This window comes from Streptomyces sp. NPDC054961 (assembly GCF_053609145.1).
Window position 1 is genome coordinate 184,226 of the sequence record NZ_JBSGWY010000006.1, and the last position, 26,104, is coordinate 210,329.

Consider the following 26,104-nt stretch of genomic DNA (forward strand, 5'->3'; position numbering starts at 1 on the left):
TGACGGATTGTGGAGCCAGCAAGCGGTGCTGAGCCGGCCGACGCGGCCGACGACGCCGCCGAGGTGCTCGACCGCCCGCTGCCGGAAGGCGTGCGGCGCCGGGTCGTCGCGCTCGTGTCGGACGCCTTCGGCGGTCTGACGGTCGCGGACCTCCCGGCGCAGCTGCGCCAGTACGCCCGTTTCACCCCGACCCGGCGTGCCAAGTTCGCGGGCAACGCCATGGCCGCGGCCGTGGAGGGCGACCCCGTCTTCCGGGGCCGGGTCGCCGAGAAGTTCCGCGAGGCGCACTCCGACCTGGCCGGGGCGCTGGAGTCGGGCGCCCCGCCCGCCGCCGCCGATCCGCTGGACGTGGCGGCCGCCGCGTACGTCCTGCGGCCGGCCGGCTGGGTCAAGCTGGTGGCCGCCGCGGGCGAGGAGGCGCAACGCGCCGACGCCGAGCGGGTCGGTGAGGAGAGCCGTCGCGAGATGGACCGGCTCCGCGAGGAGCTGGCCCACGTACGGGAACTGCAGCGGGCCGGCGGCGACCAGGTGCGCACGGAGCTGGAGACGGCCCGCAAGGAAGCGGAATCGCTTCAGCGCAAACTGCGCAGCGCCCTCAGCGACGTGAAGCGGGGCGACGCCGCCCTGCGCAAGATCAACGCCGAGATCGACGGGATCCGCGGCGACGCGGCCGCGCGGGTCGCCGCCGCCGAGAGCGAGACCCGGCGGCTCAAGTCCCGCCTCGCGGAGGTGGAGACGGCGCTGGAAACCTCGCGCCGGGCCACCCGCGAGGGCCGCAGCATCGAGGACATGCGGCTGCGGCTGCTCCTGGACACCGTGCTGGACGCCGCGGCGGGGCTGCGCCGCGAGCTGGCGCTGCCGCCGGTCTCCACGCGGCCCGCGGACACGGTGGAGGCGGTGGAACCGGGCCGGATGACCCCGAAGGACATCGCGGCGCGCGCCCTGTCGGAGACCGACCCGGCGCTGCTGGACCAGTTGCTGGCGCTGCCTCAGGCCCATCTGGTGGTCGACGGCTACAACGTCACCAAGACCGGGTACCCGACGATGCCGCTGGAGAAGCAGCGGCTGCGGCTGCTGGGCGGGCTGTCGATGCTCGCCGCGCAGACGGGCGCCGAGATGACCTGTGTCTTCGACGGGGCCGAGCTGGCGGCGCCGGTGCTGCTCGCACCGCCGCGCGGGGTGCGGGTGCTGTTCTCGAAGGCGGGCGTGACGGCGGACGAGCTGATCCGCCAGCTGGTGCGCGCCGAGCCGCCGGGCCGGCCGGTGGTCGTGGTCTCCACGGACCGCGAGGTCGCCGACGGGGTGGCGAAGGCCGGGGCGCGGCCGGTGACGTCCGCCTTGCTCCTGAAGCGGCTTTCGCGCGTTTCGTAAGGCCTGGCCCGAATGCCGGAATTGGCATGTGATCGGGGGGACGGACCGTCAAGTCGTCTGCACGCAGCGTGCACTGTAGGTAAAGAAGCTGGACGGGGGCCAAGTTTTTTCCCGGCAGGATTTGAACTGATCACAGTTGGGTCACTAGGGTCACCTCAAACCTTCGTGCGGTAGTTCACTCATTCGGAGTGATGGCGGAGGTGTCGCCGAGCTGCGTTCTTCGGCGGCTCTAGGAAGAAGGAGCTCGCCTTCGTGGCGTCCCACCGTCGACCCAAGCAGCCGACCCGCACTCGCGTGACCGTGCTCACCGTCACCGCGGCCGCTGCCGTGGTCCTCTCGGGCCAGGCCGCCAACGCGGCGCCGGCCAAGCCGAGCAAGGACGAGGTCAAGAGCAAGGTCGACGCCCTCTACGAAGAGGCGGAGCAGGCCACCGAGAAGCTCAACGGCGCCCAGACGCGCCAGGACAGCCTCGAGAAGGAGATAGGCCAGCTCCAGGACCAGGTCGCCCGCGGCCAGGGAGAGCTCAACACCCTGCGCGGCACCCTCGGTTCGATGGCCAACGCCCAGTACCGCACCGGCGGCATGGACCAGTCCCTCGCGCTGTTCCTCTCCGCCGACCCGGACAACTACCTCGACAAGGCCTCCACGCTGGAGCAGTTGAGCGGCAAGCAGGTCGAGGCGGTCCAGAAGATCCAGGCCAAGCAGCGCAGCCTCGCGCAGCAGCGCCAGGAGGCCGCCGGCAAGCTCACCGACCTCGACGCCACCCGCAAGGAGCTGGCCGAGAAGAAGAAGATCTCGACGGACAAGCTCGCCGAGGCCCAGGCCCTCCTCAACACGCTGACCGCGCAGGAGCGCGCCCAGCTCAAGGAGGAGGCCAAGAAGGCGGGCGGCAGCGCGTCCGAGCAGGCCGAGCTCAGCAACGTCAAGGGATCCGGCCGGGCCGCGGACGCACTGCGGGCCGCCGTGACCAAGAACGGCGGGACCTACGTCCGCGGCGGCACCGGCCCGAACGCGTTCGACTGCTCCGGCCTCACGCAGTGGGCCTACCGGCAGGCCGGGATCACCATCGGCCGCACCACCTTCGACCAGGTCAAGGAAGGCCCGAAGGTCAGCCTGAGCGAGCTCCAGCCCGGTGACCTGGTCTTCTACTCCAACCTCCAGCACGTCGGGCTGTACGCGGGCAACGGCAAGGTCTTCCACGCCGCCAACCCGAGCGCCGGCATCCTGTACGGGTCCCTCAGCGGGTTCGCCTACGGGGTCCGCGTCGGCAGCTGACGCCCCCGCACCCGACAGGGCACGCCGCACACCGCCCATCCGGGCGAATTCCGAGGCCCCGCTCTGACCACACGCCCCGCCGGTGACCTGCGTCTCCGGCGGGGCGTCACTGTGTGTGCCCGCCGGCGGTCGTTGGCCGGTGCCCCGCGGCGCGGTTACTGTCTGCCAGCGCGGAACCCCGGCACACGGCCGTCCACGGAGGGCGGACCCGGGCCCCGCGCAGCGGAAGGGAGCGGTTTCACGTGGCGTCCCATCGCCGGTCCGGGCCCAGAGTCCTCGACCGGAACACGAAGGTCACCGTCCTCACCGCCGTGGCGGCGAGCGCCGCGGTCGCCCTGACGGGCGCACCGGCGAGCGCGGCACCCGGTCTGCCGCAGGAGCCCTCCGCGGGCGCCCGCGCCCAGGTCGACCAGCTCTTCGAGGAGGCCGAACAGGCCACGGAGCGTTTCCACCGGGCGGGCGAGAAGGCCGACCGGCTCCGGACCGAAGTCGGCCGCATCCAGGACGCGGTGGCCCGCGGCCAGGACCGCATCAACACCATGCGCGGGATCCTCGGGACCTACGCCGGAGCCCAGTACCGGGCCGGCGGCATCGACCCCGCGGTCGAGCTGATGCTCTCCGACAACCCCGACGAGTACCTCGCCCGGGCGTCCGCCCTCGACCGGCTGACCGGCCGTCAGGCCCGGCAGCTCGACGAACTGCGCTCCGAGCAGCGCCGGCTCGGCCAGGAGCGCGAGGAGGCCTCCCGCAAGCTCACCGAACTCGACGCGCTGCGCGCCGACGTGGCGAGGGAGAAGCGGGCCGTCACCGCGAAGCTCGCCGCCGCCCGCAGGCTGCTGAACGCCATGCCCACGGGGGAGCGTGCCGACTTCGAGCGCGCCTCGCGGTCCGGCGGGCGCCCCGACGGCCTGCCCGACCCGTCCGTCCCGGCCTCGTTCGGCCCCTCCTCGGGCCGCGCCGCGACCGCCGTCATGGCGGCCCGCTCCGCGGTCGGACGGCCGTACGTATGGGGTTCCACCGGCCCCTCCGGTTTCGACTGCTCCGGGCTGATGGTGTGGTCCTACCGCCAGGCGGGCGTCTCGCTGCCGCGGACCTCGCAGGCGCAGCGCCACGCGGGGCGGCAGGTGCCGCTGTCGCAGGCGCGGCCCGGGGACCTCGTGACGTACCGCTCCGACGCCAGCCACGTGGGCATGTACGTGGGCAACGGCCAGGTGGTGCACGCCCCGTACCCGGGGGCGCGGGTGCGCTACGACCCGGTCGGGATGATGCCGGTGTCCTCGGTGACGCGGCCCTGAGGGGCGTTCTGCGTACGATCGGCTGATGTTCCCGGGTCCGGACCGTCTGCGCCTCCACCGTCTCCACCGCCCGCGCCGTCTCCGCGGCCGCCGCGGTCCGTGCGCCCGCGCGCTGGCCCCGGTGCTGGCGCTGCTGCTGTGCGTGCCGCTCGCGGGCTGCGCCCCCGGCGCCGACACCGGTTCCGTTTCGGGTTCCGGTTCCGGACCGGCGGTGTCCGCCACGGAGCGGGCGGTCCGCCGGGCCGTCGCCGCCTGGTCGGCGGCCCCGCCCGCCCGGCTCGCGGCGATCCCGCTGGAGGACTGGTCGTACGAGGTCTCCTCGGTCCGCGAGGACGGCGTACGGGCCTTCGCGCGCGCCGAGCTGCGCTACCGGCTCACCGGCTACGACTCGGCCCCCGCCGGGTCGGCCCGCGAGGTCGAGCTCACCCGGAGCGCCGCCGACGGCCCGGGCTCCGCTGCCGCGCCCGGCGACGGGGGCGGCGCCTGGACGGTGACCGCCGACCGGCCCGCGCCCGGGGCCCCGCCGCAGCTGTGGGACCAGGGCCCGGTGACCGTGGAGCGGGGGGCGCACGCCCTGGTGCTCGGCGGCTCCGGCCAGAGCCCCGAGTCGCTGTCCGCCGTCGCCGCCGCGGCGGACGCGGCGGTGCCCGCGGTGAACGCCGCCTGGCCGCGCCCGTGGGCGGGCCGGGTGGTGGTGCTGGTCCCCGGTTCGCTGGACGCGATGGCCGCGCTGCTGGGCCGCCCGGCCGACGAGTACCGGGGCCTGGGCGCCGTCACCACCGGGCTGACCGGGGGCGGCCCGGCCCCCGCCGACCGCGTCGTGGTCAACCCGGAGGGGTACCGCGGGCTCACGGCGGAGGGCCGCCAGGTCATCCTGACCCACGAGACCACCCACGTCGCCACCCGCGCGGCGACCACCGCGAAGACCCCGCTGTGGCTCTCCGAGGGCTACGCGGACTGGGCGGCGTACCGGGGCGGCGCGCGGACGGCGGCCGAGGCCGCGCCGGCGCTCGCCCGGGCGGTGCGCCAGGGGGACCTGCCGGGCTCCCTGCCCGGCAACGCGGCCTTCGCCTTCGGCGGGGACGCGCAGGCCCTGGCGCGGGCCTACGAGGGCTCCTGGCTGGTCTGCAGGCTCATCGCGCGCACCTGGGGGGACGCCGCGCTCGTGTCGCTCTACGAGAAGGCCGGCCGCACCTCGCTGCCCGCGGCGCTGGAGGAGAGCCTCGGGACGGACGCGGACGCACTGACCCGGGCCTGGCAGAGGGAGCTGCGCCAGGAGCTCCGGTAGCTCCGGTAGGGTCGCGAAGCGATGCACAAGACGCTGATCGTGACCAACGACTTCCCGCCGCGGCCGGGAGGCATCCAGGCCTTCCTCCACAACATGGCCCTGCGGCTGGACCCCGATCGGGTCGTCGTCTACGCCTCCACCTGGAAGCGCTCCGCCGAGGGCAGGGAAGCCACCGCGGCCTTCGACGCCGAGCAGCCGTTCCAGGTCGTGCGCGACCGCACGACCATGCTGCTGCCCACCCCGCGCGTGACCCGGCGGGCGGTGGACCTGCTGCGCGAACACGGCTGCGAGTCGGTGTGGTTCGGGGCGGCCGCCCCCCTGGGCCTGATGGGACCCGCGCTGCGCCGGGCCGGTGCGCGGCGGATCGTGGCGACCACGCACGGGCACGAGGCGGGCTGGGCGCAGCTGCCGGCCGCGCGGCAGCTGCTGCGGCGGATCGGCGAGGGCACGGACACGCTGACCTACCTGGGGGAGTACACGCGTTCGCGGATCGCCTCGGCCCTGACGGACCGGGCCGCCGCGCGGATGGAGCAGCTCCCGCCCGGGGTGGACGAGAAGACCTTCCATCCGGGATCGGGCGGCGCCGCCGTCCGGGCCCGGCTGGGCCTGTCGGACCGGCCGGTGATCGTGTGCGTCTCGCGCCTCGTCCCCCGCAAGGGACAGGACACGCTGATCGAGGCGATGCCGCGGATCCTGGCGGAGGTGGCGGACGCGGTGCTGCTCGTGGTGGGCGGCGGCCCGTACGAGGGGGACCTGCGCAAACTGGCCGCCTCGACGGGGGTCGCCGGCTCGGTGGTCTTCACGGGCGCGGTGCCGTGGGAGGAACTGCCCGCCCACTACGGCGCGGGAGACGTCTTCGCGATGCCCTGCCGGACCCGCCGGGGCGGCCTGGACGTCGAGGGCCTGGGCATCGTCTACCTCGAGGCCTCCGCCACGGGTCTGCCCGTCGTCGCGGGCGACTCGGGCGGAGCCCCGGACGCGGTGCTGGACGGGGAGACGGGCTGGGTGGTCCCCGGCGGCTCCCCGGACGACGCGGCGGACCGTGTCGTCGCCCTGCTCCGGGATCCGCAGCTGCGCGAGCGCATGGGCGCCCGGGGCCGCGCCTGGGTCGAGGAGAAGTGGCGCTGGGACCTGCTGGCGGAGCGCCTGCGCGAGCTGCTCTGACCCGTCCCCCTCCCCGCGTCCCGGCGGCCGACACCTGCGACTGTCACCGAGATGTGTGTCAGCACGGACTCTGGGGGTATGGGGCGATCCGCCCCATCATGCCGCCATGACACCCAAACTGACGCGCCGTCACCTCCTGGGGCTCGGCGCCCTCCAGACCGCGGCCGCCCTCGGCTTCACCCGCATCGGTCCGCAGTCCGCGGCGGCCGCCGAGCCCGCGGCCGCGGCGTACGCCCCCGCCATCGTCGTCGGCTCGGGCTACGGATCAGCCGTCGCCGCACTGCGCCTCGGGCAGGCCGGCGTACGGACCGTCGTCCTGGAGATGGGCCGGCTCTGGGACACCCCCGGCTCCGACGGGAAGATCTTCCCGTCCACCTCCGCGCCCGACCAGCGCTCCATGTGGTACCGCAACCGCACCGAGGCCCCGCTCGCGCAGTTCCTCTGGCTGGACGTGGTCAACCGCAACATCAGCCCGTACCCCGGGGTCCTGGACCGGGTGAACTACGGGGACATGTCCGTGTACGTGGGACGCGGGGTCGGCGGCGGCTCCCTGGTCAACGGCGGCATGGCCCCCACGCCGAAGCGCTCGTACTTCACCGAGGTCCTGCCGCGGGTGAACGCCGACGAGATGTACGGCACCTACTACCCCCGGGCCCGCGCCATGCTCGGCGTCAACGACATCGACCCCGCCTGGTTCGAGTCCACCGAGTGGTACCGCTTCGCCCGGATCTCCCGCAAGCACGCCCAGAACACCGGGCTGAGGACCACCTTCGTCCCCAACGTCTACGACTTCGAGTACATGAAGCGCGAGGCCGCGGGCACCGCCACCAAGTCCGCGCTCGCGGGCGAGGTCATCTACGGCAACAACCACGGCAAGAAGAGCGTGGACAAGACCTACCTCGCCGCGGCCCTCGGCACCGGCAACGTCACCATCGAGACCATGCAGCGGGTGGTCGCCGTGCGCCAGGACCCGGCGGGCGGCTACGTCCTGACCGTCCAGACCAGCGACACCACCGGCCGCGTCACCCAGGTCCGCGAACTGGGCTGCGCGCAGCTCTTCCTCGGCGCCGGAAGCCTCGGCACCACCGAGATCCTGCTGCGCGCCCGCGAGACCGGCGCGCTGCCCGCCCTGAACGAGAAGGTCGGCCTCGGCTGGGGGCCCAACGGGAACGTCATGACGGCCCGCGCCAACCACCTGTGGGACACCGTCGGCGCCAACCAGGCCACCATGCCCGCCCTGGGCATCGACGACTGGGACAACGCCTCGAACCCGGTCTTCGCCGAGATCGCCCCGCTGCCGATGGGCATCGAGCACTGGATCTCGATGTACCTGGCCATCACCAAGAACCCCGAGCGCGGGCGCTTCGCCTACGACGCCGCCAGCGACTCGGCGAAGCTCCTGTGGACCCGGGACCAGAACACCCCGGCCGTCCAGTCGGCGAAGAAGCTCTTCGACCGCGTGAACCGGGCGAACTTCACGATCTACCGGTACGACCTCTTCGGCGAGAACAGGAACTTCGCCGACAACTTCACCTACCACCCGCTGGGCGGCTGCGTCCTCGGCGACGCGACCGACGACTTCGGCCGCGTCAGGGGCTACCGGGGCCTGTACGTCACCGACGGCTCACTGATCCCGGGATCACTCGGCGTGAACCCGTTCGTGACCATCACCGCCCTTGCGGAACGGAACATGGCCCGGGTCCTCGCCGAGGACCCCCGGCCGGGCTCCTAGCCCCGGTAGAGGGCGTCGATCTCGTCCGCGAAGTCCTTCGCCACCACATTCCGCTTCAGCTTCAGCGAAGGCGTGATGTGGCCCGACTCCTCCGTGAACTGGGAGGGCAGAATGCGGAATTTCCGCACCGATTCCGCCTTGGAAACCGCCGCGTTGCCGTCGTCCACGGCCTTCTGGACGGCGGCGATGAGGTCCGCGTCCTCGCGCAGCTCCGCGGCCGTGACGCCGGCCGGCTTGCCGTGCTCCGCGGCCCAGCGGCCCAGGAACTCCTCGTCGATCGTGACCAGCGCGGCCACGAACGGGCGCGCGTCGCCGACGACCATGCACTCCGCGACCAGCGCGTGCGCCCGGATGCGGTCCTCGATCACCGCGGGGGCCACGTTCTTGCCGCCCGCCGTGACGATGAGCTCCTTCTTGCGGCCGGTGATCGTGAGGTAGCCGTCCTCGTCGAGGGTGCCGACGTCGCCGGTGTGGAACCAGCCGTCGGTCAGCGCGTCGGCGGTGGCCGTCTCGTTCCTCCAGTACCCCTGGAAGATCTGCTCGCCGTGGAGCAGCACCTCGCCGTCGTCCGCGATGCGCACCACGGAGCCCGGCATGGGCTGGCCGACCGAACCGATCTTCTGCTTGTCCCACGGGTTGAAGGTGGTCGCCGCGCAGGACTCGGTCAGGCCGTAGCCCTCCAGCACCGTGAAGCCGATGCCGCGGAAGAAATGCCCGAGCCGCTCGCCCAGCGGGGCGCCGCCGGAGATCGCGTACTCGCCGCGACCGCCGAGGACCGCGTGCAGCTTGCTGTAGACCAGCTTGGTGAAGACCTTGTGCTTGAGCTTCAGCCCGAAGGACGGCCCGCGCGGGGTGTCCAGCGCGCGGCTGTACGCGATCGCCGTCTCGGCCGCAGCGTCGAAGATCTTGCCCTTGCCGTCGGCCTGGGCCTTGGCGCGCGCCGAGTTGTAGACCTTCTCGAAGACGCGCGGCACGCCGAGGATCAGCGTCGGCTTGAAGGACTGCAGCTCGTCGGTGAGGTTCTTGATGTCCGGCACGCAGCCCAGCCGGATCGGCGCCAGCACCGCGGCCACCTCGACCAGGCGCCCGAAGACGTGCGCGGCCGGGAGGAAGAGGAGCACCGAGCACTCGCCGGTCTTGAACAGCGGCTTCAGGCGCTCGACGGCGTTGCCGCACTCGGCGAAGAAGTTGCGGTGGGTCAGCACGCAGCCCTTGGGGCGGCCGGTGGTGCCCGAGGTGTAGACGATGGTGGCCGGGTCGTCGGCGTTGGCCAGGCCGCTGCGCGCGTCGGCCTCGGCGTCGGTGACCCCGACGCCCGCGTTCTCCAGCGTCCGCAGGGCGCCCTGCTCGATCTCCCAGACCTCGCGCAGCTCCGGCAGCCGGTCGCGCAGCGCGGCCACGGCCGCGCTGTGCCCGGGGGACTCGACGATCGCGGCGACGGCGCCGGAGTCGCCGAGGATCCACTGGATCTGCTCGGGGGAGCTGGTCTCGTACACCGGGACGGTGACGGCGCCCGCGCTCCAGATCGCGAAGTCGATCAGTACCCACTCGTAGCGGGTGCGGGAGATCAGGGCGACCCGGTCGCCCGGCTGGATGCCGGCCGCCATCAGGCCCTTGGCGGCGGCCCGGACCTCGGCGAGGAACTGCTTCGCGCTGACGTCCTGCCACTGGCCGTCGACCTTGCGGGACATCACGGCGGTGTCTGGGTGCTGAGCGGCGTTGCGGCGGATGAGATCCGTGAGGTTCCCGTCCGACGGGACCTCGTACAGAGCCGGAAGGCTGAACTCGCGCAAGACTGCTGCTCCTCTGGGCGCCATCGCCACCATGTGGACCGACCGGACGTTACCCACCGGTAGTGGGTTCCGGATAGAGGGAACCGGCCGATTGTTCCGTGCGTCACATGCCACGGCCGTGCGCTGCCGACAGTAGTCGACCCCGTTTGCGACTCGGAAGTAACCGCAGGTCCGGCAGCCTGAACCGGATCCCCTACCCCCGAGGGGCAAGCGCCCCTAGGGTGGCGGCATGGGTGGCACGAAGAGCGGTACGCGGGTCCATGTCGTCAGCGACGTCCACGGGAACACCGAGGCCCTCGCACGGGCCGGGGAGGGCGCCGACGCGCTGATCTGCCTCGGTGACCTCGTCCTCTTCCTCGACTACGCCGACCACTCGCGCGGCATCTTTCCCGACCTCTTCGGCGTCGAGAACGCCGACCGCATCGTCGCACTGCGCACCGCGCGCCGTTTCGAGGAGGCCCGCGACTTCGCCCGGGAGCTGTGGACCGGACGGGACCGGGACCAGCTGGTCGAGGGCGCGGTGCGCCGCCAGTACGCGGAGATGTTCGCCGCCTTCCCCCGGCCGACGTACGCCACGTACGGCAACGTCGACATCCCGGGTCTGTGGCCCGAGTACGCCGGCCCCGGCCTGACCGTGCTCGACGGGCAGCGGGCGGAGATCGGGGGACGGGTCTTCGGCTTCGTCGGCGGCGGGCTGCCGACGCCGATGCGGACGCCGTACGAGGTGTCCGAGGAGGAGTACGCCGCCAAGGTCGAGGCGCTGGGCGAGGTGGACGTGCTGTGCTCGCACATCCCGCCGGAGGTCCCGGAGCTCTGCTACGACACGGTGGCGCGGCGTTTCGAACGCGGGAGCGGGGCGCTGCTCGCCGCGATCCGGCGGACCCGGCCCCGGTACGCCCTCTTCGGACACGTGCACCAGCCGCTGGCCCGGCGGATGCGGATCGGCGCCACGGAGTGCGTGAACGTGGGCCACTTCGCGGCGACCGGAAGGCCGTGGGCCCTGGAGTGGTGAGGTCCGTACGCGCGATAGCCTTCACGCGGCGGCCCAGGCCGTCCGCACACTTCCTCGAACTCCCCCAGCCACCGCTGGGACGTACCCCCTGCCCGGAGGAGCGACCGCGATGGCGGAACACACCAGCTCGAACATCACGATCGAGGCGTCCCCGGCCGACGTCATGGCCGTGATCGCCGACTTCGCCCGCTACCCGGAGTGGACCGGCGAGGTGAAGGAGGCCGAGGTGCTCGCCACCGACGCCGACGGCCGGGCCTCGCTGGTCCGCCTGCTGCTGGACGCGGGCGCGATCAAGGACGACCACACGCTGGCGTACTCCTGGCCGCGGGAGAACGTGGTCAGCTGGAGCCTGAGCAAGTCCCAGATGCTCAGGCAGCTGGACGGCTCCTACCTGCTGGCGCCGCTGGGCGACGGGACCCGTACCGAGGTCACTTACCAGCTGACCGTGGACGTCAAGATCCCGATGCTCGGCATGATCAAGCGCAAGGCGGAGAAGGTCATCATCGACCGCGCGCTGACGGGCCTGAAGAAGCGCGTGGAAGCGGCCGCCTGACCCGGACGCGGTCAGGGAACCGGCCCCGCGGGGCCGGCCACCCGCACGTCGGCACCGGCACGCGCGGCCAGACGGCCTAGGAGCACCATGCACACCCCCACCCTGCTCGTCACCGGCCCCGGAGGGGCAGGGAGAACCACCGTCGCCACGGCGACCGCGCTCGCCGCCGCCCGCCAGGGACGCCGCGTGCTGCTGCTCACCGCCGAGCCCGCGGCCCCGGCCGACGGCGTGCGCGTCGCCCGCGTCGACTCCGGCGAGGAGTTCCGCCAGGAGCTCGTCGCGCTCCAGGAGCGCGGATCCGCCCTCCTCGGGATGCTCGGAGCCCGCCCCCTGGCCGCCGACGAGCTCACCGAGCTCCCCGGCGCCGAACAGTTCGCGCTGCTCCGCGCCCTGCGGCGGGCCGCCGCCGAGCCCGCCACCGACCTCGTGGTCGTCGACATGCCACCGCTGCACCAGGCCGTCGCCACCCTCGCGCTCCCCGCCCAGCTGCGCCGCTACCTCGCCCGGCTGCTCCCCGCGGAGCGCCAGGCGGCCCGCGCCCTGCGCCCCGTCCTGGCCCAGCTCGCCGGGGTGCCGATGCCCGCGCAGTGGCTGTACGAGGCCGCCGCCCGGTGGGACGAGGAGCTGGCGGCCGTCCAGGCCGTCGTGGAGGCCCCCGGAACCCGGGTCCGCCTGGTCGCCGAACCGGGACCGGCCGCCGACGCGGCCCTGCGCCCCGGGGTGCTCGGCCTGGCCCTGCACCGGATCGGCATCGGCGACCTGGTCCTCAACCGCACGGTGCCGCAGGCCTCCGCCGACCCCTGGGTCGCCGGGATCGCCGACCAGCAGCGCGCCTTCGCGCGGCAGTGGGAGACGTCGGGGATCCCCCTGGCCACCCTGCCCCACCTGGGCCGGGATCCGAAGGGCCCGCAGGACCTGGCCGGGCTCGCCGCCACGGACGGCTTCGCCGCCGGCCCGCCCCGCCCGTGCCCCGAGTGGGCCGTCGAGGACCGGCTCGCCGAGGACGGGGTGCTCGTCTGGTGCGTCCCGCTGCCCCGCGCCGAGAAGCGGGAGCTCGACCTGGTGCGCCGGGGCGACGAGCTGCTGCTCACGGTGGGCCCCTACCGCAGGATCGTTCCGCTCCCCTCGGCGCTGCGCCGCTGCGCGGTTTCCGGCGCCGCCCTGGCCGCGGACGTGCTCCGCATCCGCTTCACCCCGGACCCGGGCCTGTGGCCCCGGACGCACTGAACGCCCTACCGCCGTTCGGGTACCGTCGAAGGTAGCCCGTACCGCACGCCCCGCATCCGCCGCAGGAGAGTCCGCCATGAGCGAGGCCACCGACCGCCCCCACGACGCTCCCGTCGACGACGAGGCCTGGGCCGAGGCCTGCGCCGAGGACCTCGCCGCGGAGAAGGAGCGGCGCAGAGCGCGGGACGCGGGCGCCGGGGCGGGCACCGGGAGCGCCGCCGAGGAGCTCTTCAAGCTGTTCGAGGCCGTCGCCGACAAGGTGTCCGGGCTGAACAACCCACTGATCACCGGGGCCGCCCAGGGCGCCGTCCGGCAGTTCGTCAACCAGGCGAAGACCGCCGCCCAGCCCGTCATCGAGCGCAATCCGGAGGTCTTCGACCACCTCGCGGCCGCCGGATCCGAGCTGCTCGCCGCCTACCGCTCCGCGGTCGAGGGCCACGAGCGCCGCTGGACGCGCGACGAGCGCCCGGGCGGGACCAGGGGCCGGGACGGGCAGACCCGGGGCCGGGACGCCTCCGCGGGTGCGGAGGAGGGCACGGCACCGGGCACGGACCGGCACGACGACGGCGGCACGGACGGTCCCGCCGAGCGGATCGATCTCGACTGATCCTCTCCACCTCTCGGGTACGGTTGACAGCGGCGGGGTTTGACCGGAAACCGAGGGACTAATGGGACTCACCATCGGCGTCGACATCGGCGGCACGAAGATCGCGGCCGGCGTGGTCGACGAAGACGGCACCATCCTGGAGACGTACAAGGTGCCCACTCCGCCGACGGCGGACGGAGTGACGGACGCGATCTGCGCCGCGGTGTCCGAGGTGGGCAGCAGCCACACCATCGAGGCCGTGGGCATCGGCGCCGCCGGGTACGTGGACGACAAGCGCGCGACCGTACTCTTCGCGCCGAACATCAACTGGCGCCACGAGCCGCTCAAGGACAAGGTCGAGCAGCGCATCGGCCTGCCCGTCGTCGTCGAGAACGACGCGAACTGCGCGGCCTGGGGCGAATACCGCTTCGGCGCCGGCCAGGGCCACGAGGACGTCATCTGCATCACGCTCGGCACGGGCCTGGGCGGCGGCATCATCATCGGCAACAAGCTCCGGCGCGGACGCTTCGGCGTCGCCGCCGAGTTCGGCCACATCCGGGTCGTCCCGGACGGCCTGCTGTGCGGGTGCGGCAGCCAGGGCTGCTGGGAGCAGTACGCCTCCGGGCGCGCGCTCGTCCGCTACGCCAAGCAGCGTGCCAACGCGACCCCCGAGAACGCGGCGGTCCTGCTCGCCCTGGGCGACGGAACCCCCGAGGGCATCGAGGGCAAGCACATCAGCGAGGCCGCACGGGCCGGCGACCTGGTGGCCATCGACTCCTTCCGCGAGCTGGCCCGTTGGGCCGGCGCCGGCCTCGCGGACCTGGCCTCGCTCTTCGACCCGTCGGCGTTCATCGTCGGCGGCGGCGTCTCGGACGAGGGCGACCTGGTCCTCGACCCGATCCGCAAGTCCTTCAAGCGCTGGCTGATCGGCGGCGCGTGGCGACCCCACGCGCAGGTCCTCGCGGCGCAGCTGGGCGGCAAGGCCGGCCTGGTCGGCGCGGCGGACCTGGCCCGCCAGGGCTGACCGCCCGCCGGGGGCCGTCCCGCCCCACCCGGGCCGACCGCCCGATTCTTCGCACTGCCCGCCGCGCCCTCTGGGGTACGGCGGGCAGTCTGGTTATGTTGCCCGGTATGGAACTCGCCGAGCTGCCGAACTCCCGCACCGAAGCCGATGGTTCCGCCGTGATCCGGGTGCTCTCCTACAACGTCCGCTCGCTGCGCGACGACGAGGAGGCGCTGGCGCGGGTGATCCTCGCGTGCGCGCCGGACCTCGTGTTCGTCCAGGAGGCCCCGCGGTTCTTCCGGTGGCGCAAGCACGCGAGCCGGCTGGCGGCGAAGAGCGGCCTGGTCGTGCTGTCGGGCGGCGCCACGGCGGCCGGCCCGCTGCTCCTGTGCTCCCTACGGGCCTTCGTGGAGCGGACCGAGGACGTGCTGCTGCCGCTCACGCCGGGCCTGCACCGGCGCGGCTTCGCGACGGCGGTGGTGCGCTTCGGGAAGGCGCGGGTGTCCGTGGTCAGCGCGCACCTGTCCCTGAACCGGGAGGAGCGCGAGGCCCAGGCGGGTCTGCTGCTGGACCGGGTCGCGTCGTCGGACGCGCCGCACTCGATCGTCGCGGGCGACATCAACGAGGAGCCGCGGGGAGCCGCCTTCCGGCGGCTCGGGGCCGAGCTCCAGGACTGCTGGGCGGTGTCCTCCTGGGGCGGGGAACACACCTTCGTCCGGTCCGGCCCGCCCCGCCGCATCGACGCGGTCTTCGCGTCGCGGGGCGTCGAGGTCCTCGCGTGCGGTGTCCCCACCGCCCTGCCGGGCATCACGCCCGCGGACCTGGAGGCGGCCACGGACCACCTCCCGGTCCTGGCCGCCCTGCGCCTCCCGGCCTCCTGCTAGGCAGCGCTAGCCGCGGGTCGCGTGCCACGGGTCGCGTGCCGCGGGTCGCGTGCCGCGGGGGCGACCACCGCTCGCTTCAAGCGGTCCGGCCGTCGGGGATCTCTCTGTGCATGCCCGTGCACAGCGCCCAGACGACGAAGATGTTGACCGCGACCAGGATCGTGGCCCAGACGGGGTAGTACGGGATCCAGAGGAAGTTGGCGATCGCGCCCAGCCCCGCGACGACCACTCCGAAGAAGCGCGCCCACAGGGCCCCGGTGAGTACGGCGCAGCCCGCGAGGATGAGGGCGATGCCCAGGATGAGGTGGACCCAGCCCCATCCCGTCAGGCTGAACTCGAACACGTAGTGACGCGTCGAGAGGAACAGGTCGTCCTTGGCGAGGGCGGCGATGCCCTCGAAGAGCGCCATCGCTCCACCGAAGATCATCAGCGCCGCCGCGAAGACGGTGGTCCCGGATGTGGGCCCGTGCCACGGGCGCTGGTGGACGTCGTCTGCCGTGGTTCGGGCGGAGTCACTGGCCATGTCGGGCTCCCTTGCTCAGCAGCGCCGTCCGGCCGTCGTGCGCCGGACCGCGCGATCCCCCGTCTCAGCCTGGCATGACGGCACTGCGTCGGCATGCGGAAGCCGTACCGCCGCCGTGACCAGGGGAAACGCGGATCCCGCAGCTGCCCCCGGGATCCGCGGGCAGCTGCGGCCGAGCGAAGGGATGCCGCTTCACGAGGCAGGTCGGGAAGGGCGGACTACACCACCGCTCCGCGGCCCGGGTCGTCATCGTCCTCGTCGCCGGCCGACATCCGGGCGACCAGCGTCGCGAAGCCGCCCAGGAAGCCGCCGACGCCCAGCGTCGTCAGCCACCAGGTCATCTCCCACTGGAGCAGGACCGCCAGCAGCAGCAGGACCGGTCCGCCCACCACCGCCAGCCACGCGAACTTCGACGTCGCGTCCGCCTCCGGCAGCTCCGGCTCCGGGGGCACGAAGTGGCCCTCGTCCTTCGCCGCGGCGGGGGAGTCCTCCGGATCCGCCAGGGAGTGGTCCCGGGGGCCCGCCATGCCCACGCCCGGCGCGAACACCACCGAACTGCCCAGGGCCGTCGCGGACGGGGCCTCGGGGGCGGAGTCCGGCACGGCGTCCGCGGGGGAGTCCGTACCGGACTCGGGCGGGGACGGTTTCACGTCCTCCTCCGGCAGGAGCAGGTTCTCGATCGGTCTGAAGGGCCGCGCGCCCGGCGGGTCCGCCGGCTCCTGGCCGTAGCCGGCGACGATCGCCGCCCACGCCGCTTCCTCGTCCAGCGGAGGAACGCCCCCCGCGGACTCCTCGTGCTCAGCCACCGCTGGCCGCCCCCTCCCTGCCCACGCTCTCCGCCAGTCGTCCGACGAACGCATAACTGTCCGCGAAGATCCGCTCCGCGTCATGGTCCAACGTCGCGACGTGGTAGCTCTGTTCCAGCAGGGTCTCGGTGACGTCCGTGGAGGACACCCGCGCCAGGATCCGCGCGGAGTCGGCCGGCCGTACGACGTGGTCCTGCGGGCTGTGCAGGAGCAGCAGCGGCTGGGTCACCTGCGGCAGTTCGGTGTCCAGCATCAGCAGGAACCGCCGCAGGGAGTCCGCGGCCCGGGTCGGGACCCGGTCGTAGCCGACCTCCTCCGCGCCCGGCTTGGCGATGTCGCTCGCGATGCCCGGCCGCGACCGGACGAGGTGCTTGACCACGGGAAGGGTCACGGCCATCGGGTCGTGGATCTTGTTGACCGGGTTGACGAGGACGATCCCGCTGATGGACTCCCCGTGCTTGGCCGCAAGCCGCAGCGTCAGCGCGCCGCCCATGGACAGGCCGAAGACGAACACCTGGTCACAGGCGTCGAGCAGGTCCCGCAGGGCGCGGTCCACCTCGGCGTACCAGTCCTGCCAGCCCGTGAGCTGCATGTCCTGCCAGCGGGTCCCGTGCCCGGGGAGCAGGGGCAGCGACACCGTCAGTCCGCGCGCCGCGAGATGCTCGGCCCAGGGGCGCAGCGACTGCGGGGAACCGGTGAAGCCGTGGCAGAGGAGGACGCCTACCTTTCCGCCCTCGTGGCGGAACGGCTCAGCTCCAGGGAGGACGGGCACCAGGATCTCCTTCGAGGGGGCACGGGGGGTGCGTAGCGCTGTGTGACTTCACCGTACGCGACGGGGGTGGCACCGACCAGGGCCGTAGGGCCGCTGCCGGGGCGGCCACGGGTTAAGGTCTGTCCGACAGACACAGGAAGGCTTTCGAGTTGATCTACGGCGCAATGAAGTTCTCGATCGGCGGTTCCCTGAAGCTCGCCTTCAGGCCGTGGGTGGAGGGCCTCGAGAACATTCCCGCGGAGGGGCCGGCGATCCTCGCGAGCAACCACCTGTCCTTCTCCGACTCCTTCTTCCTCCCGGCCGTACTGGACCGGAAGGTGACCTTCATCGCGAAGGCGGAGTACTTCACCTCCCCGGGCATCAAGGGCAAGCTGACCGCCGCCTTCTTCAAGGGCGTCGGACAGCTCCCGGTGGACCGTTCCGGTGCGCGCGGGGCGGGCGAGGCCGCGATCAAGAGCGGCATCGAGGTCATCGAGCGCGGAGAGCTGTTCGGCATCTACCCCGAGGGCACGCGTTCCCCCGACGGCCGCCTGTACCGCGGCAAGCCGGGCGGCCTGGCGCGCGTGGCCCTGGCCACCGGCGCGCCCGTGATCCCCGTGGCGATGATCGACACCGAGAAGATCCAGCCGCCCGGCAAGGTGGTTCCGAAGCTGATGCGTCCGGGCATCAGGATCGGCAAGCCGCTGGACTTCAGCCGGTACCACGGCATGGACGGGGACCGGTTCATCCTCCGGGCGGTGACCGACGAGGTCATGTACGAGATCATGAAGCTGTCCGGCCAGGAGTACGCGGACATCTACGCGACGGCCGCCAAGCGCCAGATCGCCGACGGCGAGAAGGCCGCTGCCAGGAGCGAGAAGGCCGAAAAGGCCGAGAAGGCCGAAGCGGACAAGGCCGCGAAGGCCGCGGAGACCGACCAGTAGCAGGACGCGGGCGGGACCGCCCGTACGGGGTGGGGGAGATGGCGAAGCGCGAGCGTGTCGTCCGCATGTCGGTCGAGCAGCCGCTGTGGCGGGCCCTGACGGCCTACCGGGTGCTCACCACGGTCTACGCCGTGCTGCTGTTCGCCTCCGCGTACAAGAAGTTCGACCGCCCGTGGATCGCCGTCTGCTACCTGGCCGTCCTGGGCGGCTGGACCCTGCTCACCCTGCCCAAGGTGGCGAACGCCGCCAGCTGCACCAAGCGGTTCCTGTGCGCCGACCTCACCGTCGCCTGCGTCGGGATCCTGCTCACCCCGCTCGCCGACACCCACGCGCGGATAGCGGCCGGCGGCCCCACCCTGCCCAGCATCTGGACCGCGGGCGCCGTCCTCGCCTTCGCCCTCAAGGGCGGCTGGCGCTGGGCCTGTTTCGCCTCGACCTTCGTCGGCGCCGCCAACCTGGTCCAGCGCGGCGAGCCCACCCGCGACACCCTGCACAACGTGCTGCTGGTCTGGGTCGCCTCCGTCGCCATCGGCTACGTCGTCGAGGTCGCCCGGGCCAGTGAGGCCACGCTCGCCCGCGCCCTGGAGATCGAGGCGGCCACCCGTGAGCGCGAACGCCTCGCCCGCGACATCCACGACGGGGTCCTCCAGGTCCTCGCCATGGTCCAGCGGCGCGGCACCGAACTGGGCGGGGAGGCCGCGGAGCTCGGCCGGATGGCGGGGGAGCAGGAGGTGGCGCTGCGCACCCTGGTCACCAGCGGTCTCGTGCGCCCCTCCCGGGTCTCCCGGGACGAGTCGCTCGGCGCGCTCGTGGCCGCGTACGAGGTCGAGGAGCCGGGCGCCGACGAGGGCGAACTGGACCTGCGGACCCTGCTCGCCCCGCACGCCGGTTCCCGGGTGAGCTTCGCCGAGCCGGGCACCCCGGTGCCGCTGCCGGTGCCCGCGGCGCGGGAGCTGGCCGCGGCGGTCGGGGCGGCCCTGGACAACGTGCGCAAGCACGCGGGCGACGGGGCCCGCGCCTGGATCCTGGTCGAGGACTGGGGCGACGAGGTGATCGTGACCGTCCGCGACGACGGTCCGGGCATCCCGGCGGGCCGGCTCGACCAGGCGGAGGGCGAGGGGCGGATGGGCGTGGCCCTGTCCATCCGGGGCCGGCTGCGCGAACTCGGCGGCAGCGCCGAGCTGGTGTCCGTCCCCGGGCAGGGCACCGAAGTGGAACTGAAAGTACCGAGGGGGAGCACCCAGTGAACGAGCAGAACGCGGCCGGCCGCACCGGCGGCGCCGACAGTGCCGGCGACATCAAGGTCATGGTCGTCGACGACCATCCGATGTGGCGGGACGCGGTGGCCCGGGACCTGGCCGCGGCCGGCTTCGACCTGGTGGCCACCGCCGGGGACGGCCCGGAGGCGGTGCGCCGGGCCCGCGCGACCGGCCCCCACGTGCTGGTCCTCGACCTCAACCTGCCCGGCATGCCGGGGGTCCAGGTCTGCAAGGAGCTGGTCGGCGCCAACCCGGCACTGCGGGTGCTGGTCCTGTCCGCGAGCGGTGAGCACGCCGACGTCCTGGAGGCGGTGAAGTCCGGCGCGACCGGATACCTGCTGAAGTCCGCCGGGGCCCAGGAGCTCATCGACGCCGTCCGCCGCACGGCCGCCGGCGACCCCGTCTTCACCCCGGGCCTGGCCGGGCTGGTCCTCGGCGAGTACCGGCGCCTGGCCACCCACCCCGCGCCGGCCGCCGCCGACGAGCCGAAGGCCCCGCAGCTGACCGACCGGGAGACCGAGGTGCTGCGCCTGGTGGCCAAGGGGCTGTCGTACAAGCAGATCGCGGAGCGCCTGGTCATCTCCCACCGCACGGTGCAGAACCACGTGCAGAACACCCTGGGCAAGCTCCAGTTGCACAACCGGGTCGAGCTCGTCCGGTACGCGATCGAGCGCGGCCTCGACGAGGTGTGAGGGCGCGCGTACGGGGTGACCGGATCCCCGTACGAGTGAACTGGCGTACGCAACACCCCTTCATTCCACCGGAATTGCCCTTTCCCGGCATCTTGCTGTGACCTGAGTCACCACTAGCGTGACGGTCATGCGGGCCCCGCGGCCTCAGCGGGCCCTGTGGCGAAGGGAAATTCCATGAAGGTCGGAGTGCTGACCGGCGGCGGCGACTGCCCGGGTCTCAACGCGGTCATCCGCAGCGTCGTGCGCAAGGGCGTGCAGGAGTACGCGTACGAGTTCATCGGATTCAAGGACGGCTGGCGCGGAGCCGTGGAGGGGGACACCGTCCCGCTCGGCATCCCCGCCGTGCGCGGCATCCTGCCGCGCGGCGGGACCATCCTCGGCTCCTCGCGCACCAACCCGTTCAAGCTGGAGAACGGCGTCCGCCAGATCAAGGAGAACCTCGCCAAGTACGAGGTCGACGCCCTGGTCGCGATCGGCGGCGAGGACACCCTGGGCGTGGCCGCACGGCTGTACGCGGAGTACGGCATCCCCTGCGTCGGCGTCCCGAAGACCATCGACAACGACCTGTCGGCCACCGACTACACCTTCGGCTTCGACACGGCCGTCGGCATCGCCACCGAGGCCATCGACCGGCTCCACACCACCGCCGAGTCCCACATGCGCGTCCTGGTCGTCGAGGTGATGGGCCGCCACGCGGGCTGGATCGCCCTGCACTCGGGCCTCGCCGGCGGCGCCAACGTCATCCTCATCCCGGAGCAGCGCTTCGACGTGGACCAGGTGTGCGCCTGGGTGACCTCGCGCTTCAAGGCCAGCTACGCGCCGATCGTGTGCGTCGCCGAGGGCGCGATGCCCAAGGACGGGGAGATGGTGCTCAAGGACGCCACCACGGACTCGTTCGGGCACGTCCGACTCTCCGGCGTGGGCGAGTGGCTGGCCAAGGAGATCGAGGCGCGGACCGGGAAGGAGGCCCGCACGACGGTGCTCGGGCACATCCAGCGCGGCGGCACGCCGAGCGCGTTCGACCGGTGGCTGGCGACCCGGTTCGGTCTGCACGCCATCGACGCGGTGCGCGACGGAGACTTCGGCACGATGGTCGCCCTCCAGGGGACGGACATCGTGCGGGTGCCGATCGCGGAGGCCACGGCGAAGCTCAAGACCGTGGACCCGGCGCTGTACCAGGAGGCCGGGGTGTTCTTCGGCTGAGCCGGAGCGCGACGGCGGAGCATGGGTCGTAAGGTGACGGACGGCCCATGATCCGAATCTTTCGCGCACGACGGGAGCGAACGTGGAAATCCTGGCATTCGGGGTGCAGGCGGACGAGAAGCCGCTCCTCGAGAAGGCTTTCGAGGGACAGCACGAGGTGCGCTGCCTCGACGTCTTCCTGAACGAGGACACCGCCCCCATCGCGGCCGGGTACGAGATCGTGTCGTCGAGCGTGAACGCGGACCTGAGCGGACGGGTGCTGCGGATCCTGGCGGCGGGCGGGACGCGGATGATCGCCCAGCGCTCCACCGGCTTCAACAACATCGATCTGGCGGTCGCCCGCGAGCTCGGCCTGACGGTCAGCCGGGTGTCGTACTACTCCCCCTACTCGGTGGCCGAGTTCGCGTGGACCCTGGCCATGGCGGTGAACCGGCGGATCGTCCGCGCCTCGAATCGGACGCGGGACTTCGATTTCCGGCTGAACGGCCTGATGGGCCGCGACATGCGCGGCCGCACGGTGGGCGTGCTCGGCACCGGCAAGATCGGCGAGGCGTTCACCCGGATCGCACACGGCTTCGGGATGAACCTGCTGGGCTGGGACGTGGCGCAGAACCCGGCGTGCGGGGAACTGGGCATGCGGTACGTGGACAAGGACACCCTGTTCGCGTCCGCGGACCTGATCAGCCTGCACGTCCCGCTGCTGGAGTCCACGCACCACATCATCGACGCCCGGGCGCTGAAGGCGATGAAGGACGACGCGATCCTGGTGAACTCCAGCCGCGGCGGCCTGATCGACACGGACGCGCTGGTCACGGAACTGAGGTCCGGGCGCTTCGCCGGCGTGGGCCTGGACGTGTACGAGGCGGAGGCCGGACTCTTCTTCCTGGACAAGTCACTGGTGGCCGTCGAGGACGACACCCTCGCCCGCCTGATCACCTTCCCGAACGTGGTCGTCACCTCCCACCAGGCGTACTACACCCACGACGCGGTCGGCCAGATCATCGACACCACGGTCGCCAACGTCGCGGACTACGTGGCGGGCCGCCGCTCCGAGAACACCCTGTCGCCCTCCTGACGCCCGGCGCGCACCGCGGCGACGAGGTCGCGGACGAGTTCCGCGCCGCGCAGGGTCAGGACCGACTCCGGGTGGAACTGGACGCTCGCGAAGCCGCGGCCCGTGGAGCGCAGCGCGTGGACCTCCCCCGTCGCGGAGTCCCGCGACACCTCGATGCCGCGCTGCGCCAGCTCCCCCTCCTGCTCCGCGGAGCAGGAGGCCGCGTACGTGTTGTAGAAGCCCACCACCTCCCGCGCCCCGAAGTACGGGATCCGCGTCTGGGCCCCCTGCGCCGGCTCCGCCTTGCGGACCAGCGGGAGCCCCAGTTCCGCCGCCATCAGCTGGTGGCTGAGGCAGACCCCGAGCAGCCCGCCCCGGTGCGCGTCCAGCAGCTCCGCCGCCAGCCCCCGCATCATCCGGACCTTCGGATCGCGGGCGTCCCCCGGATCCCCCGGCCCGGGGCCCAGCACGACCGGCCCGTCCCACGACAGGGCCGCCGCGCGCAGCCCCGGGTCGTCGTAGCGGCGTACGGACACCTCCAGGCCGGCCACCCGCAGCACGTGCCCCAGCATCGAGGTGAAGGTGTCCTCGCCGTCCACCACCAGCGCGTGGCCCGTCACCGCCGCCGGCCGCTCCTGCATCCGGAGCCAGAACGGCGCCAGGTCCCGCCGCCGCTCGGCCAGGGCCGCCTGGACCCGGGGGTCGCGGGCGAGGCCGGACGCCGCCGGGGCCGGCCGCCCGGCCGCCGGCCGGACGCCCAGCGCCGCCAGCACGCCCGCCGCCTTCGCGTGCGTCTCCGCCACCTCCGAGGCCGGGTCGGAGTGGCGCACGAGGGTGGCCCCGACGGGCACCCGCAGCGCGCCGTCCGCGGCGATGTCCGCCGTGCGGATGAGGATCGGCGAGTCCAGGGTCTGCGCCCCCGAACCGTCGACGCCCAGCAGCGCCAGCGCGCCCGCGTAGTAGCCGCGCCCGCCCGTCTCGTACCGCTCGATGACCCGGCAGGCGTTCTGCACCGGCGACCCCGTCACCGTCGCCGCGAACATGGTCTCCTTCAGGACCTCCCGCACGTCCAGCGAGGAGCGGCCGCGCAGCTCGTACTCGGTGTGCGCGAGGTGGGCCATCTCCTTGAGCCGCGGCCCGACGACGACCCCGCCCATGTCGCCGACGGTGCACATCATCTTGAGCTCCTCGTCCACGACCATGGACAGCTCCTCGGTCTCCTTGCGGTCCCCGAGGAAGCCGAGCAGGGAGTCCACCGTCGGGCCCCCGGCCGGGTACCGGTACGTCCCGCTGATCGGGTTCATCACGACCGTGCCGCCGGACATCCGCACGTGCACCTCGGGGCTGGCCCCGACGAGGGTGCGGTCCCCGGTGTGGACCACGTACGTCCAGTAGGCGCCCCGCTCGCCCTCCAGCAGGCGCCGGAACAGCGCGAGCGCGTCGGCGCGGCCGAAGCCGTCGATCCGGCCCTCGAAGGTGCGCCGGATGACGAAGTTCGCGCCCTCGCCCCGGCCGATCTCGTCCTCGATGACGCGCCGGACGGTCCGCGCGTACTCCTCGTCGGGGACGTCGAAGGCGCCCCCGTCGACCCGCACCTCGTGGTCCGGCAGGGCGGCCAGCGCCTGCGCGAGCGGGACCTCGTACGCCTCGTCGGCGACCAGCACGCTCAGCGGCGTGCCGTCGTCGCGGACGTCGAACCCGCGCTCCCTCATCTGCCGGAACGGGACGAGGGCCAGGGCCGGACGCCCGCCGACCGGCAGGTCGGCGAGGCGCTCGGCCTCGTGGACCGGGCCGGTCAGGACCTCGACGGTGTCGTGGTCGCGGCCGGGGGTGCGGCGGCGCAGCAGCGCGAACGGCGGGCCGGACCCGTCCAGCAGGGCGTGCAGGTCGAACGGTCGGCTGGGGTCCATGGACATCGGCATGGAGGGGGCGTCCTTCCGGGTGGTGGAGGGACGGCCTGCGCTCCGCGAAAACACGGAAGGCCGCCCCTCGGGGCGGCCTTCGCGTCACTCGTGTCTTCAGGTACGCACGAGGGGTGGGCCGCCGGGAGCGGTCCACCACCAGTTCTTGCCGGAGTGCGCGTACATGCGGTGAACCCTAGCCCACCCGGGGTGGCGCACGGACGGGTAACACATCCAGAGACATCCGTCTCACGTAGTGGGCGTCGGGCTGGACGCGCCGTGGGACGCCGTAATGTGTGTGGGGTGACCGTGAACGCTGAATCCCATGCCCCCGCCGCCAAGGCGACCTGGCGAGACCTCCCCGCGGCGCAGCAGCCTTCGTACCCCGATGCCGAGGCCCTGCGCGCTGTCGTCGCGGACCTCGAGTCGTATCCTCCCCTCGTTTTCGCGGGTGAGTGCGACCAGCTGCGCACCCGTCTGGGAGCCGTCGCCAAGGGCGAGGCGTTCCTGCTGCAGGGCGGCGACTGCGCCGAGGCCTTCGACGCCGTCTCCGCGGACCACATCCGCGCCAAGCTGAAGACGCTGCTCCAGATGAGCGCCGTCCTGACGTACGCGGCCTCCGTGCCGGTCGTCAAGGTCGGCCGCATCGCGGGCCAGTACTCCAAGCCGCGCTCCAAGGACACCGAGACCCGCGACGGCGTCACCCTGCCGACCTACCGCGGCGACTCGGTCAACGGCTTCCCCTTCACCGAAGAGGCCCGGATCCCGGACCCCGAGCGGCTGAAGCGCATGTACCACGCGTCCGCCTCGACGCTGAACCTGGTGCGCGCCTTCACCACCGGCGGTTACGCCGACCTGCGCCAGGTGCACGCCTGGAACCAGGACTTCGTGAAGTCCTCCCCCTCCGGGCAGCGCTACGAGCAGCTCGCGCGGGAGATCGACAACGCGCTGAACTTCATGAAGGCGTGCGGGACCGACCCGGCCGAGTTCAAGGCCGTCGAGTTCTACTCCTCGCACGAGGCGCTGCTGCTCGACTACGAGGGCGCCCTCACCCGTACGGACTCGCGCACCGGCAAGCTGTACGACACCTCCGGCCACATGGTCTGGATCGGTGAGCGCACCCGGCAGCTGGACCACGCGCACATCGAGTTCTGCTCGCAGATCGCCAACCCGATCGGCGTCAAGCTCGGCCCCACCACCACGGTGGATGAGGCGCTGACCTACATCGACCGCCTGGACCCCGACCGCCAGCCGGGCCGGCTGACCTTCGTCGTCCGCATGGGCGCCGACAAGGTCCGCGACAAGCTCCCCGAACTGGTCGAGAAGGTCACCGCCTCCGGCGCGAACGTCGTCTGGGTCACCGACCCGATGCACGGCAACACCTTCGAGGCGGCCTCCGGCCACAAGACGCGCCGTTTCGACGACGTGCTCGACGAGGTCAAGGGCTTCTTCGAGGTCCACAAGGGTCTCGGCACCCACCCGGGCGGCATCCACGTCGAGCTCACCGGTGACGACGTCACCGAGTGCGTGGGCGGCGGCGACGAGATCTTCGTCGACGACCTGCACCAGCGCTACGAGACGGCCTGCGACCCCCGTCTGAACCGCAGCCAGTCCCTGGACCTGGCGTTCCTGGTGGCCGAGATGTACCGCGACCAGTAGGCGCGATCTTCACGCTGTAGCTTTCGACGACGATGGGGCGCGGATCGATGTGTTTAGCGCCCCCCCGCGGGGGGGGTTTTATAAAAAAACCTCCCCCCCCAACATGCAGGATCGGGGGGTGGGGGGGTG

General features: G+C 72.8%; 24 protein-coding genes. 18 read left to right on the plus strand and 6 right to left on the minus strand.

What is annotated here, in order from left to right; genetic code table 11:
- Window positions 1-6 precede the first annotated feature (6 nt).
- The 6 genes from ACWF9Z_RS09105 (at window position 7) to ACWF9Z_RS09130 (ending at window position 8,125) form a co-directional block, all read left to right on the plus strand.
- Window positions 7-1,371, plus strand: a complete 1,365-nt coding sequence (locus ACWF9Z_RS09105; protein WP_453599331.1) for an NYN domain-containing protein — start codon at window positions 7-9, stop codon at window positions 1,369-1,371.
- Window positions 1,372-1,623: 252 nt separating this feature from the next.
- Entirely contained in the window at window positions 1,624-2,646 is a 1,023-nt protein-coding gene (locus ACWF9Z_RS09110) for a C40 family peptidase (protein ID WP_356654011.1), read from the plus strand.
- A gap of 242 nt (window positions 2,647-2,888) precedes the next feature.
- Window positions 2,889-3,941, plus strand: a complete 1,053-nt coding sequence (locus ACWF9Z_RS09115) for an NlpC/P60 family protein (protein ID WP_453599212.1) — start codon at window positions 2,889-2,891, stop codon at window positions 3,939-3,941.
- Between the two features lie 25 nt (window positions 3,942-3,966).
- Window positions 3,967-5,229 carry a hypothetical protein gene (locus ACWF9Z_RS09120; protein WP_453599215.1) on the plus strand — a complete coding sequence of 421 codons (1,263 nt, stop codon included), beginning with the start codon at window positions 3,967-3,969 and terminating at the stop codon, window positions 5,227-5,229.
- Window positions 5,230-5,250: 21 nt separating this feature from the next.
- The gene (locus ACWF9Z_RS09125) at window positions 5,251-6,393 is read left to right on the plus strand and encodes a glycosyltransferase family 4 protein (protein WP_453599218.1); all 1,143 of its coding nucleotides are present in this window, start codon (window positions 5,251-5,253) and stop codon (window positions 6,391-6,393) included.
- 106 nt (window positions 6,394-6,499) lie between these two features.
- The gene (locus ACWF9Z_RS09130; protein WP_453599220.1) at window positions 6,500-8,125 is read left to right on the plus strand and encodes a GMC oxidoreductase; all 1,626 of its coding nucleotides are present in this window, start codon (window positions 6,500-6,502) and stop codon (window positions 8,123-8,125) included.
- On the opposite strand, the gene ACWF9Z_RS09135 is transcribed toward ACWF9Z_RS09130, so the two are convergent.
- The gene (locus ACWF9Z_RS09135) at window positions 8,122-9,918 is read right to left on the minus strand and encodes an AMP-dependent synthetase/ligase (protein WP_453599223.1); all 1,797 of its coding nucleotides are present in this window, start codon (window positions 9,916-9,918) and stop codon (window positions 8,122-8,124) included. The genes ACWF9Z_RS09130 and ACWF9Z_RS09135 overlap by 4 nt on opposite strands.
- A 229-nt stretch (window positions 9,919-10,147) precedes the next feature.
- On the opposite strand from ACWF9Z_RS09135, the gene ACWF9Z_RS09140 reads away from it, so the two are divergent.
- The 6 genes from ACWF9Z_RS09140 (at window position 10,148) to ACWF9Z_RS09165 (ending at window position 15,183) form a co-directional block, all read left to right on the plus strand.
- Window positions 10,148-10,930 carry a metallophosphoesterase family protein gene (locus ACWF9Z_RS09140; RefSeq protein ID WP_453599226.1) on the plus strand — a complete coding sequence of 261 codons (783 nt, stop codon included), beginning with the start codon at window positions 10,148-10,150 and terminating at the stop codon, window positions 10,928-10,930.
- Window positions 10,931-11,039: 109 nt separating this feature from the next.
- Window positions 11,040-11,483, plus strand: coding sequence for an SRPBCC family protein (locus ACWF9Z_RS09145; protein WP_453599229.1), 444 nt, complete (start codon window positions 11,040-11,042; stop codon window positions 11,481-11,483).
- Between the two features lie 87 nt (window positions 11,484-11,570).
- Entirely contained in the window at window positions 11,571-12,710 is a 1,140-nt protein-coding gene (locus ACWF9Z_RS09150; protein WP_453599232.1) for an ArsA family ATPase, read from the plus strand.
- 76 nt (window positions 12,711-12,786) lie between these two features.
- Window positions 12,787-13,317: a DUF5304 domain-containing protein gene (locus ACWF9Z_RS09155; protein ID WP_453599235.1), complete on the plus strand. Its 531-nt coding sequence runs from the start codon at window positions 12,787-12,789 to the stop codon at window positions 13,315-13,317.
- A 61-nt stretch (window positions 13,318-13,378) separates the two neighbouring features.
- Complete coding sequence (locus tag ACWF9Z_RS09160; RefSeq protein WP_453599238.1) at window positions 13,379-14,320, plus strand: ROK family glucokinase; 942 nt, start codon at window positions 13,379-13,381, stop codon at window positions 14,318-14,320.
- Between the two features lie 107 nt (window positions 14,321-14,427).
- The gene (locus ACWF9Z_RS09165; protein WP_453599240.1) at window positions 14,428-15,183 is read left to right on the plus strand and encodes an endonuclease/exonuclease/phosphatase family protein; all 756 of its coding nucleotides are present in this window, start codon (window positions 14,428-14,430) and stop codon (window positions 15,181-15,183) included.
- A 76-nt stretch (window positions 15,184-15,259) separates the two neighbouring features.
- Here the strand turns inward: ACWF9Z_RS09165 and ACWF9Z_RS09170 are convergent, their stop codons facing one another.
- The 3 genes from ACWF9Z_RS09170 to ACWF9Z_RS09180 all read right to left on the minus strand — a co-directional run bounded on the left by ACWF9Z_RS09170 (window position 15,260) and on the right by ACWF9Z_RS09180 (window position 17,284).
- Window positions 15,260-15,706, minus strand: a complete 447-nt coding sequence (locus ACWF9Z_RS09170; protein ID WP_453599243.1) for a DUF7144 family membrane protein — start codon at window positions 15,704-15,706, stop codon at window positions 15,260-15,262.
- Between the two features lie 218 nt (window positions 15,707-15,924).
- Window positions 15,925-16,512, minus strand: a complete 588-nt coding sequence (locus tag ACWF9Z_RS09175) for a hypothetical protein (RefSeq protein WP_453599246.1) — start codon at window positions 16,510-16,512, stop codon at window positions 15,925-15,927.
- Window positions 16,505-17,284, minus strand: coding sequence for an alpha/beta hydrolase (locus tag ACWF9Z_RS09180; RefSeq protein ID WP_453599249.1), 780 nt, complete (start codon window positions 17,282-17,284; stop codon window positions 16,505-16,507). Before ACWF9Z_RS09180 ends, ACWF9Z_RS09175 begins: the two co-directional genes overlap by 8 nt.
- A gap of 164 nt (window positions 17,285-17,448) precedes the next feature.
- On the opposite strand from ACWF9Z_RS09180, the gene ACWF9Z_RS09185 reads away from it, so the two are divergent.
- From ACWF9Z_RS09185 to ACWF9Z_RS09205, 5 genes are all read left to right on the plus strand, one after another.
- A complete protein-coding gene (locus ACWF9Z_RS09185; RefSeq protein WP_453599333.1) occupies window positions 17,449-18,207 on the plus strand; it encodes a lysophospholipid acyltransferase family protein in 759 nt (252 codons plus the stop codon).
- Window positions 18,208-18,245: 38 nt separating this feature from the next.
- Entirely contained in the window at window positions 18,246-19,454 is a 1,209-nt protein-coding gene (macS, locus tag ACWF9Z_RS09190; protein ID WP_453599252.1) for a MacS family sensor histidine kinase, read from the plus strand.
- 59 nt (window positions 19,455-19,513) lie between these two features.
- A complete protein-coding gene (locus tag ACWF9Z_RS09195) occupies window positions 19,514-20,158 on the plus strand; it encodes a response regulator (protein WP_453599336.1) in 645 nt (214 codons plus the stop codon).
- 174 nt (window positions 20,159-20,332) lie between these two features.
- Window positions 20,333-21,361, plus strand: a complete 1,029-nt coding sequence (locus tag ACWF9Z_RS09200) for a 6-phosphofructokinase (RefSeq protein ID WP_453599255.1) — start codon at window positions 20,333-20,335, stop codon at window positions 21,359-21,361.
- A gap of 82 nt (window positions 21,362-21,443) precedes the next feature.
- Window positions 21,444-22,436, plus strand: a complete 993-nt coding sequence (locus ACWF9Z_RS09205) for a 2-hydroxyacid dehydrogenase (RefSeq protein ID WP_453599258.1) — start codon at window positions 21,444-21,446, stop codon at window positions 22,434-22,436.
- On the opposite strand, the gene ACWF9Z_RS09210 is transcribed toward ACWF9Z_RS09205, so the two are convergent.
- Together ACWF9Z_RS09210 and ACWF9Z_RS09215 are read right to left on the minus strand one after the other, a co-directional pair.
- Window positions 22,391-24,331, minus strand: a complete 1,941-nt coding sequence (locus tag ACWF9Z_RS09210) for an anthranilate synthase family protein (RefSeq protein ID WP_453599338.1) — start codon at window positions 24,329-24,331, stop codon at window positions 22,391-22,393. The genes ACWF9Z_RS09205 and ACWF9Z_RS09210 overlap by 46 nt on opposite strands.
- A 102-nt stretch (window positions 24,332-24,433) precedes the next feature.
- Window positions 24,434-24,550: a trp operon leader peptide gene (locus tag ACWF9Z_RS09215; RefSeq protein ID WP_453599260.1), complete on the minus strand. Its 117-nt coding sequence runs from the start codon at window positions 24,548-24,550 to the stop codon at window positions 24,434-24,436.
- 69 nt (window positions 24,551-24,619) lie between these two features.
- On the opposite strand from ACWF9Z_RS09215, the gene ACWF9Z_RS09220 reads away from it, so the two are divergent.
- A complete protein-coding gene (locus tag ACWF9Z_RS09220) occupies window positions 24,620-25,975 on the plus strand; it encodes a class II 3-deoxy-7-phosphoheptulonate synthase (RefSeq protein WP_356653979.1) in 1,356 nt (451 codons plus the stop codon).
- Window positions 25,976-26,104 lie beyond the last annotated feature (129 nt).

Excerpts from the sequence above, each read along its gene's own strand:
- ACWF9Z_RS09130 (WP_453599220.1), top strand. The coding sequence starts at position 6,500 with ATGACACCCAAACTGACGCGCCGTCACCTCCTGGGGCTCGGCGCCCTC.
- ACWF9Z_RS09210 (WP_453599338.1), bottom strand. The coding sequence starts at position 24,331 with ATGTCCATGGACCCCAGCCGACCGTTCGACCTGCACGCCCTGCTGGAC.
- ACWF9Z_RS09160 (WP_453599238.1), top strand. The coding sequence starts at position 13,379 with ATGGGACTCACCATCGGCGTCGACATCGGCGGCACGAAGATCGCGGCC.
- ACWF9Z_RS09120 (WP_453599215.1), top strand. The coding sequence starts at position 3,967 with ATGTTCCCGGGTCCGGACCGTCTGCGCCTCCACCGTCTCCACCGCCCG.
- ACWF9Z_RS09155 (WP_453599235.1), top strand. The coding sequence starts at position 12,787 with ATGAGCGAGGCCACCGACCGCCCCCACGACGCTCCCGTCGACGACGAG.
- ACWF9Z_RS09125 (WP_453599218.1), top strand. The coding sequence starts at position 5,251 with ATGCACAAGACGCTGATCGTGACCAACGACTTCCCGCCGCGGCCGGGA.
- ACWF9Z_RS09140 (WP_453599226.1), top strand. The coding sequence starts at position 10,148 with ATGGGTGGCACGAAGAGCGGTACGCGGGTCCATGTCGTCAGCGACGTC.
- ACWF9Z_RS09145 (WP_453599229.1), top strand. The coding sequence starts at position 11,040 with ATGGCGGAACACACCAGCTCGAACATCACGATCGAGGCGTCCCCGGCC.
- macS (WP_453599252.1), top strand. The coding sequence starts at position 18,246 with ATGGCGAAGCGCGAGCGTGTCGTCCGCATGTCGGTCGAGCAGCCGCTG.
- ACWF9Z_RS09195 (WP_453599336.1), top strand. The coding sequence starts at position 19,514 with ATGGTCGTCGACGACCATCCGATGTGGCGGGACGCGGTGGCCCGGGAC.
- ACWF9Z_RS09215 (WP_453599260.1), bottom strand. The coding sequence starts at position 24,550 with ATGTGTTACCCGTCCGTGCGCCACCCCGGGTGGGCTAGGGTTCACCGC.
- ACWF9Z_RS09150 (WP_453599232.1), top strand. The coding sequence starts at position 11,571 with ATGCACACCCCCACCCTGCTCGTCACCGGCCCCGGAGGGGCAGGGAGA.
- ACWF9Z_RS09200 (WP_453599255.1), top strand. The coding sequence starts at position 20,333 with ATGAAGGTCGGAGTGCTGACCGGCGGCGGCGACTGCCCGGGTCTCAAC.
- ACWF9Z_RS09165 (WP_453599240.1), top strand. The coding sequence starts at position 14,428 with ATGGAACTCGCCGAGCTGCCGAACTCCCGCACCGAAGCCGATGGTTCC.
- ACWF9Z_RS09185 (WP_453599333.1), top strand. The coding sequence starts at position 17,449 with ATGAAGTTCTCGATCGGCGGTTCCCTGAAGCTCGCCTTCAGGCCGTGG.
- ACWF9Z_RS09170 (WP_453599243.1), bottom strand. The coding sequence starts at position 15,706 with ATGGCCAGTGACTCCGCCCGAACCACGGCAGACGACGTCCACCAGCGC.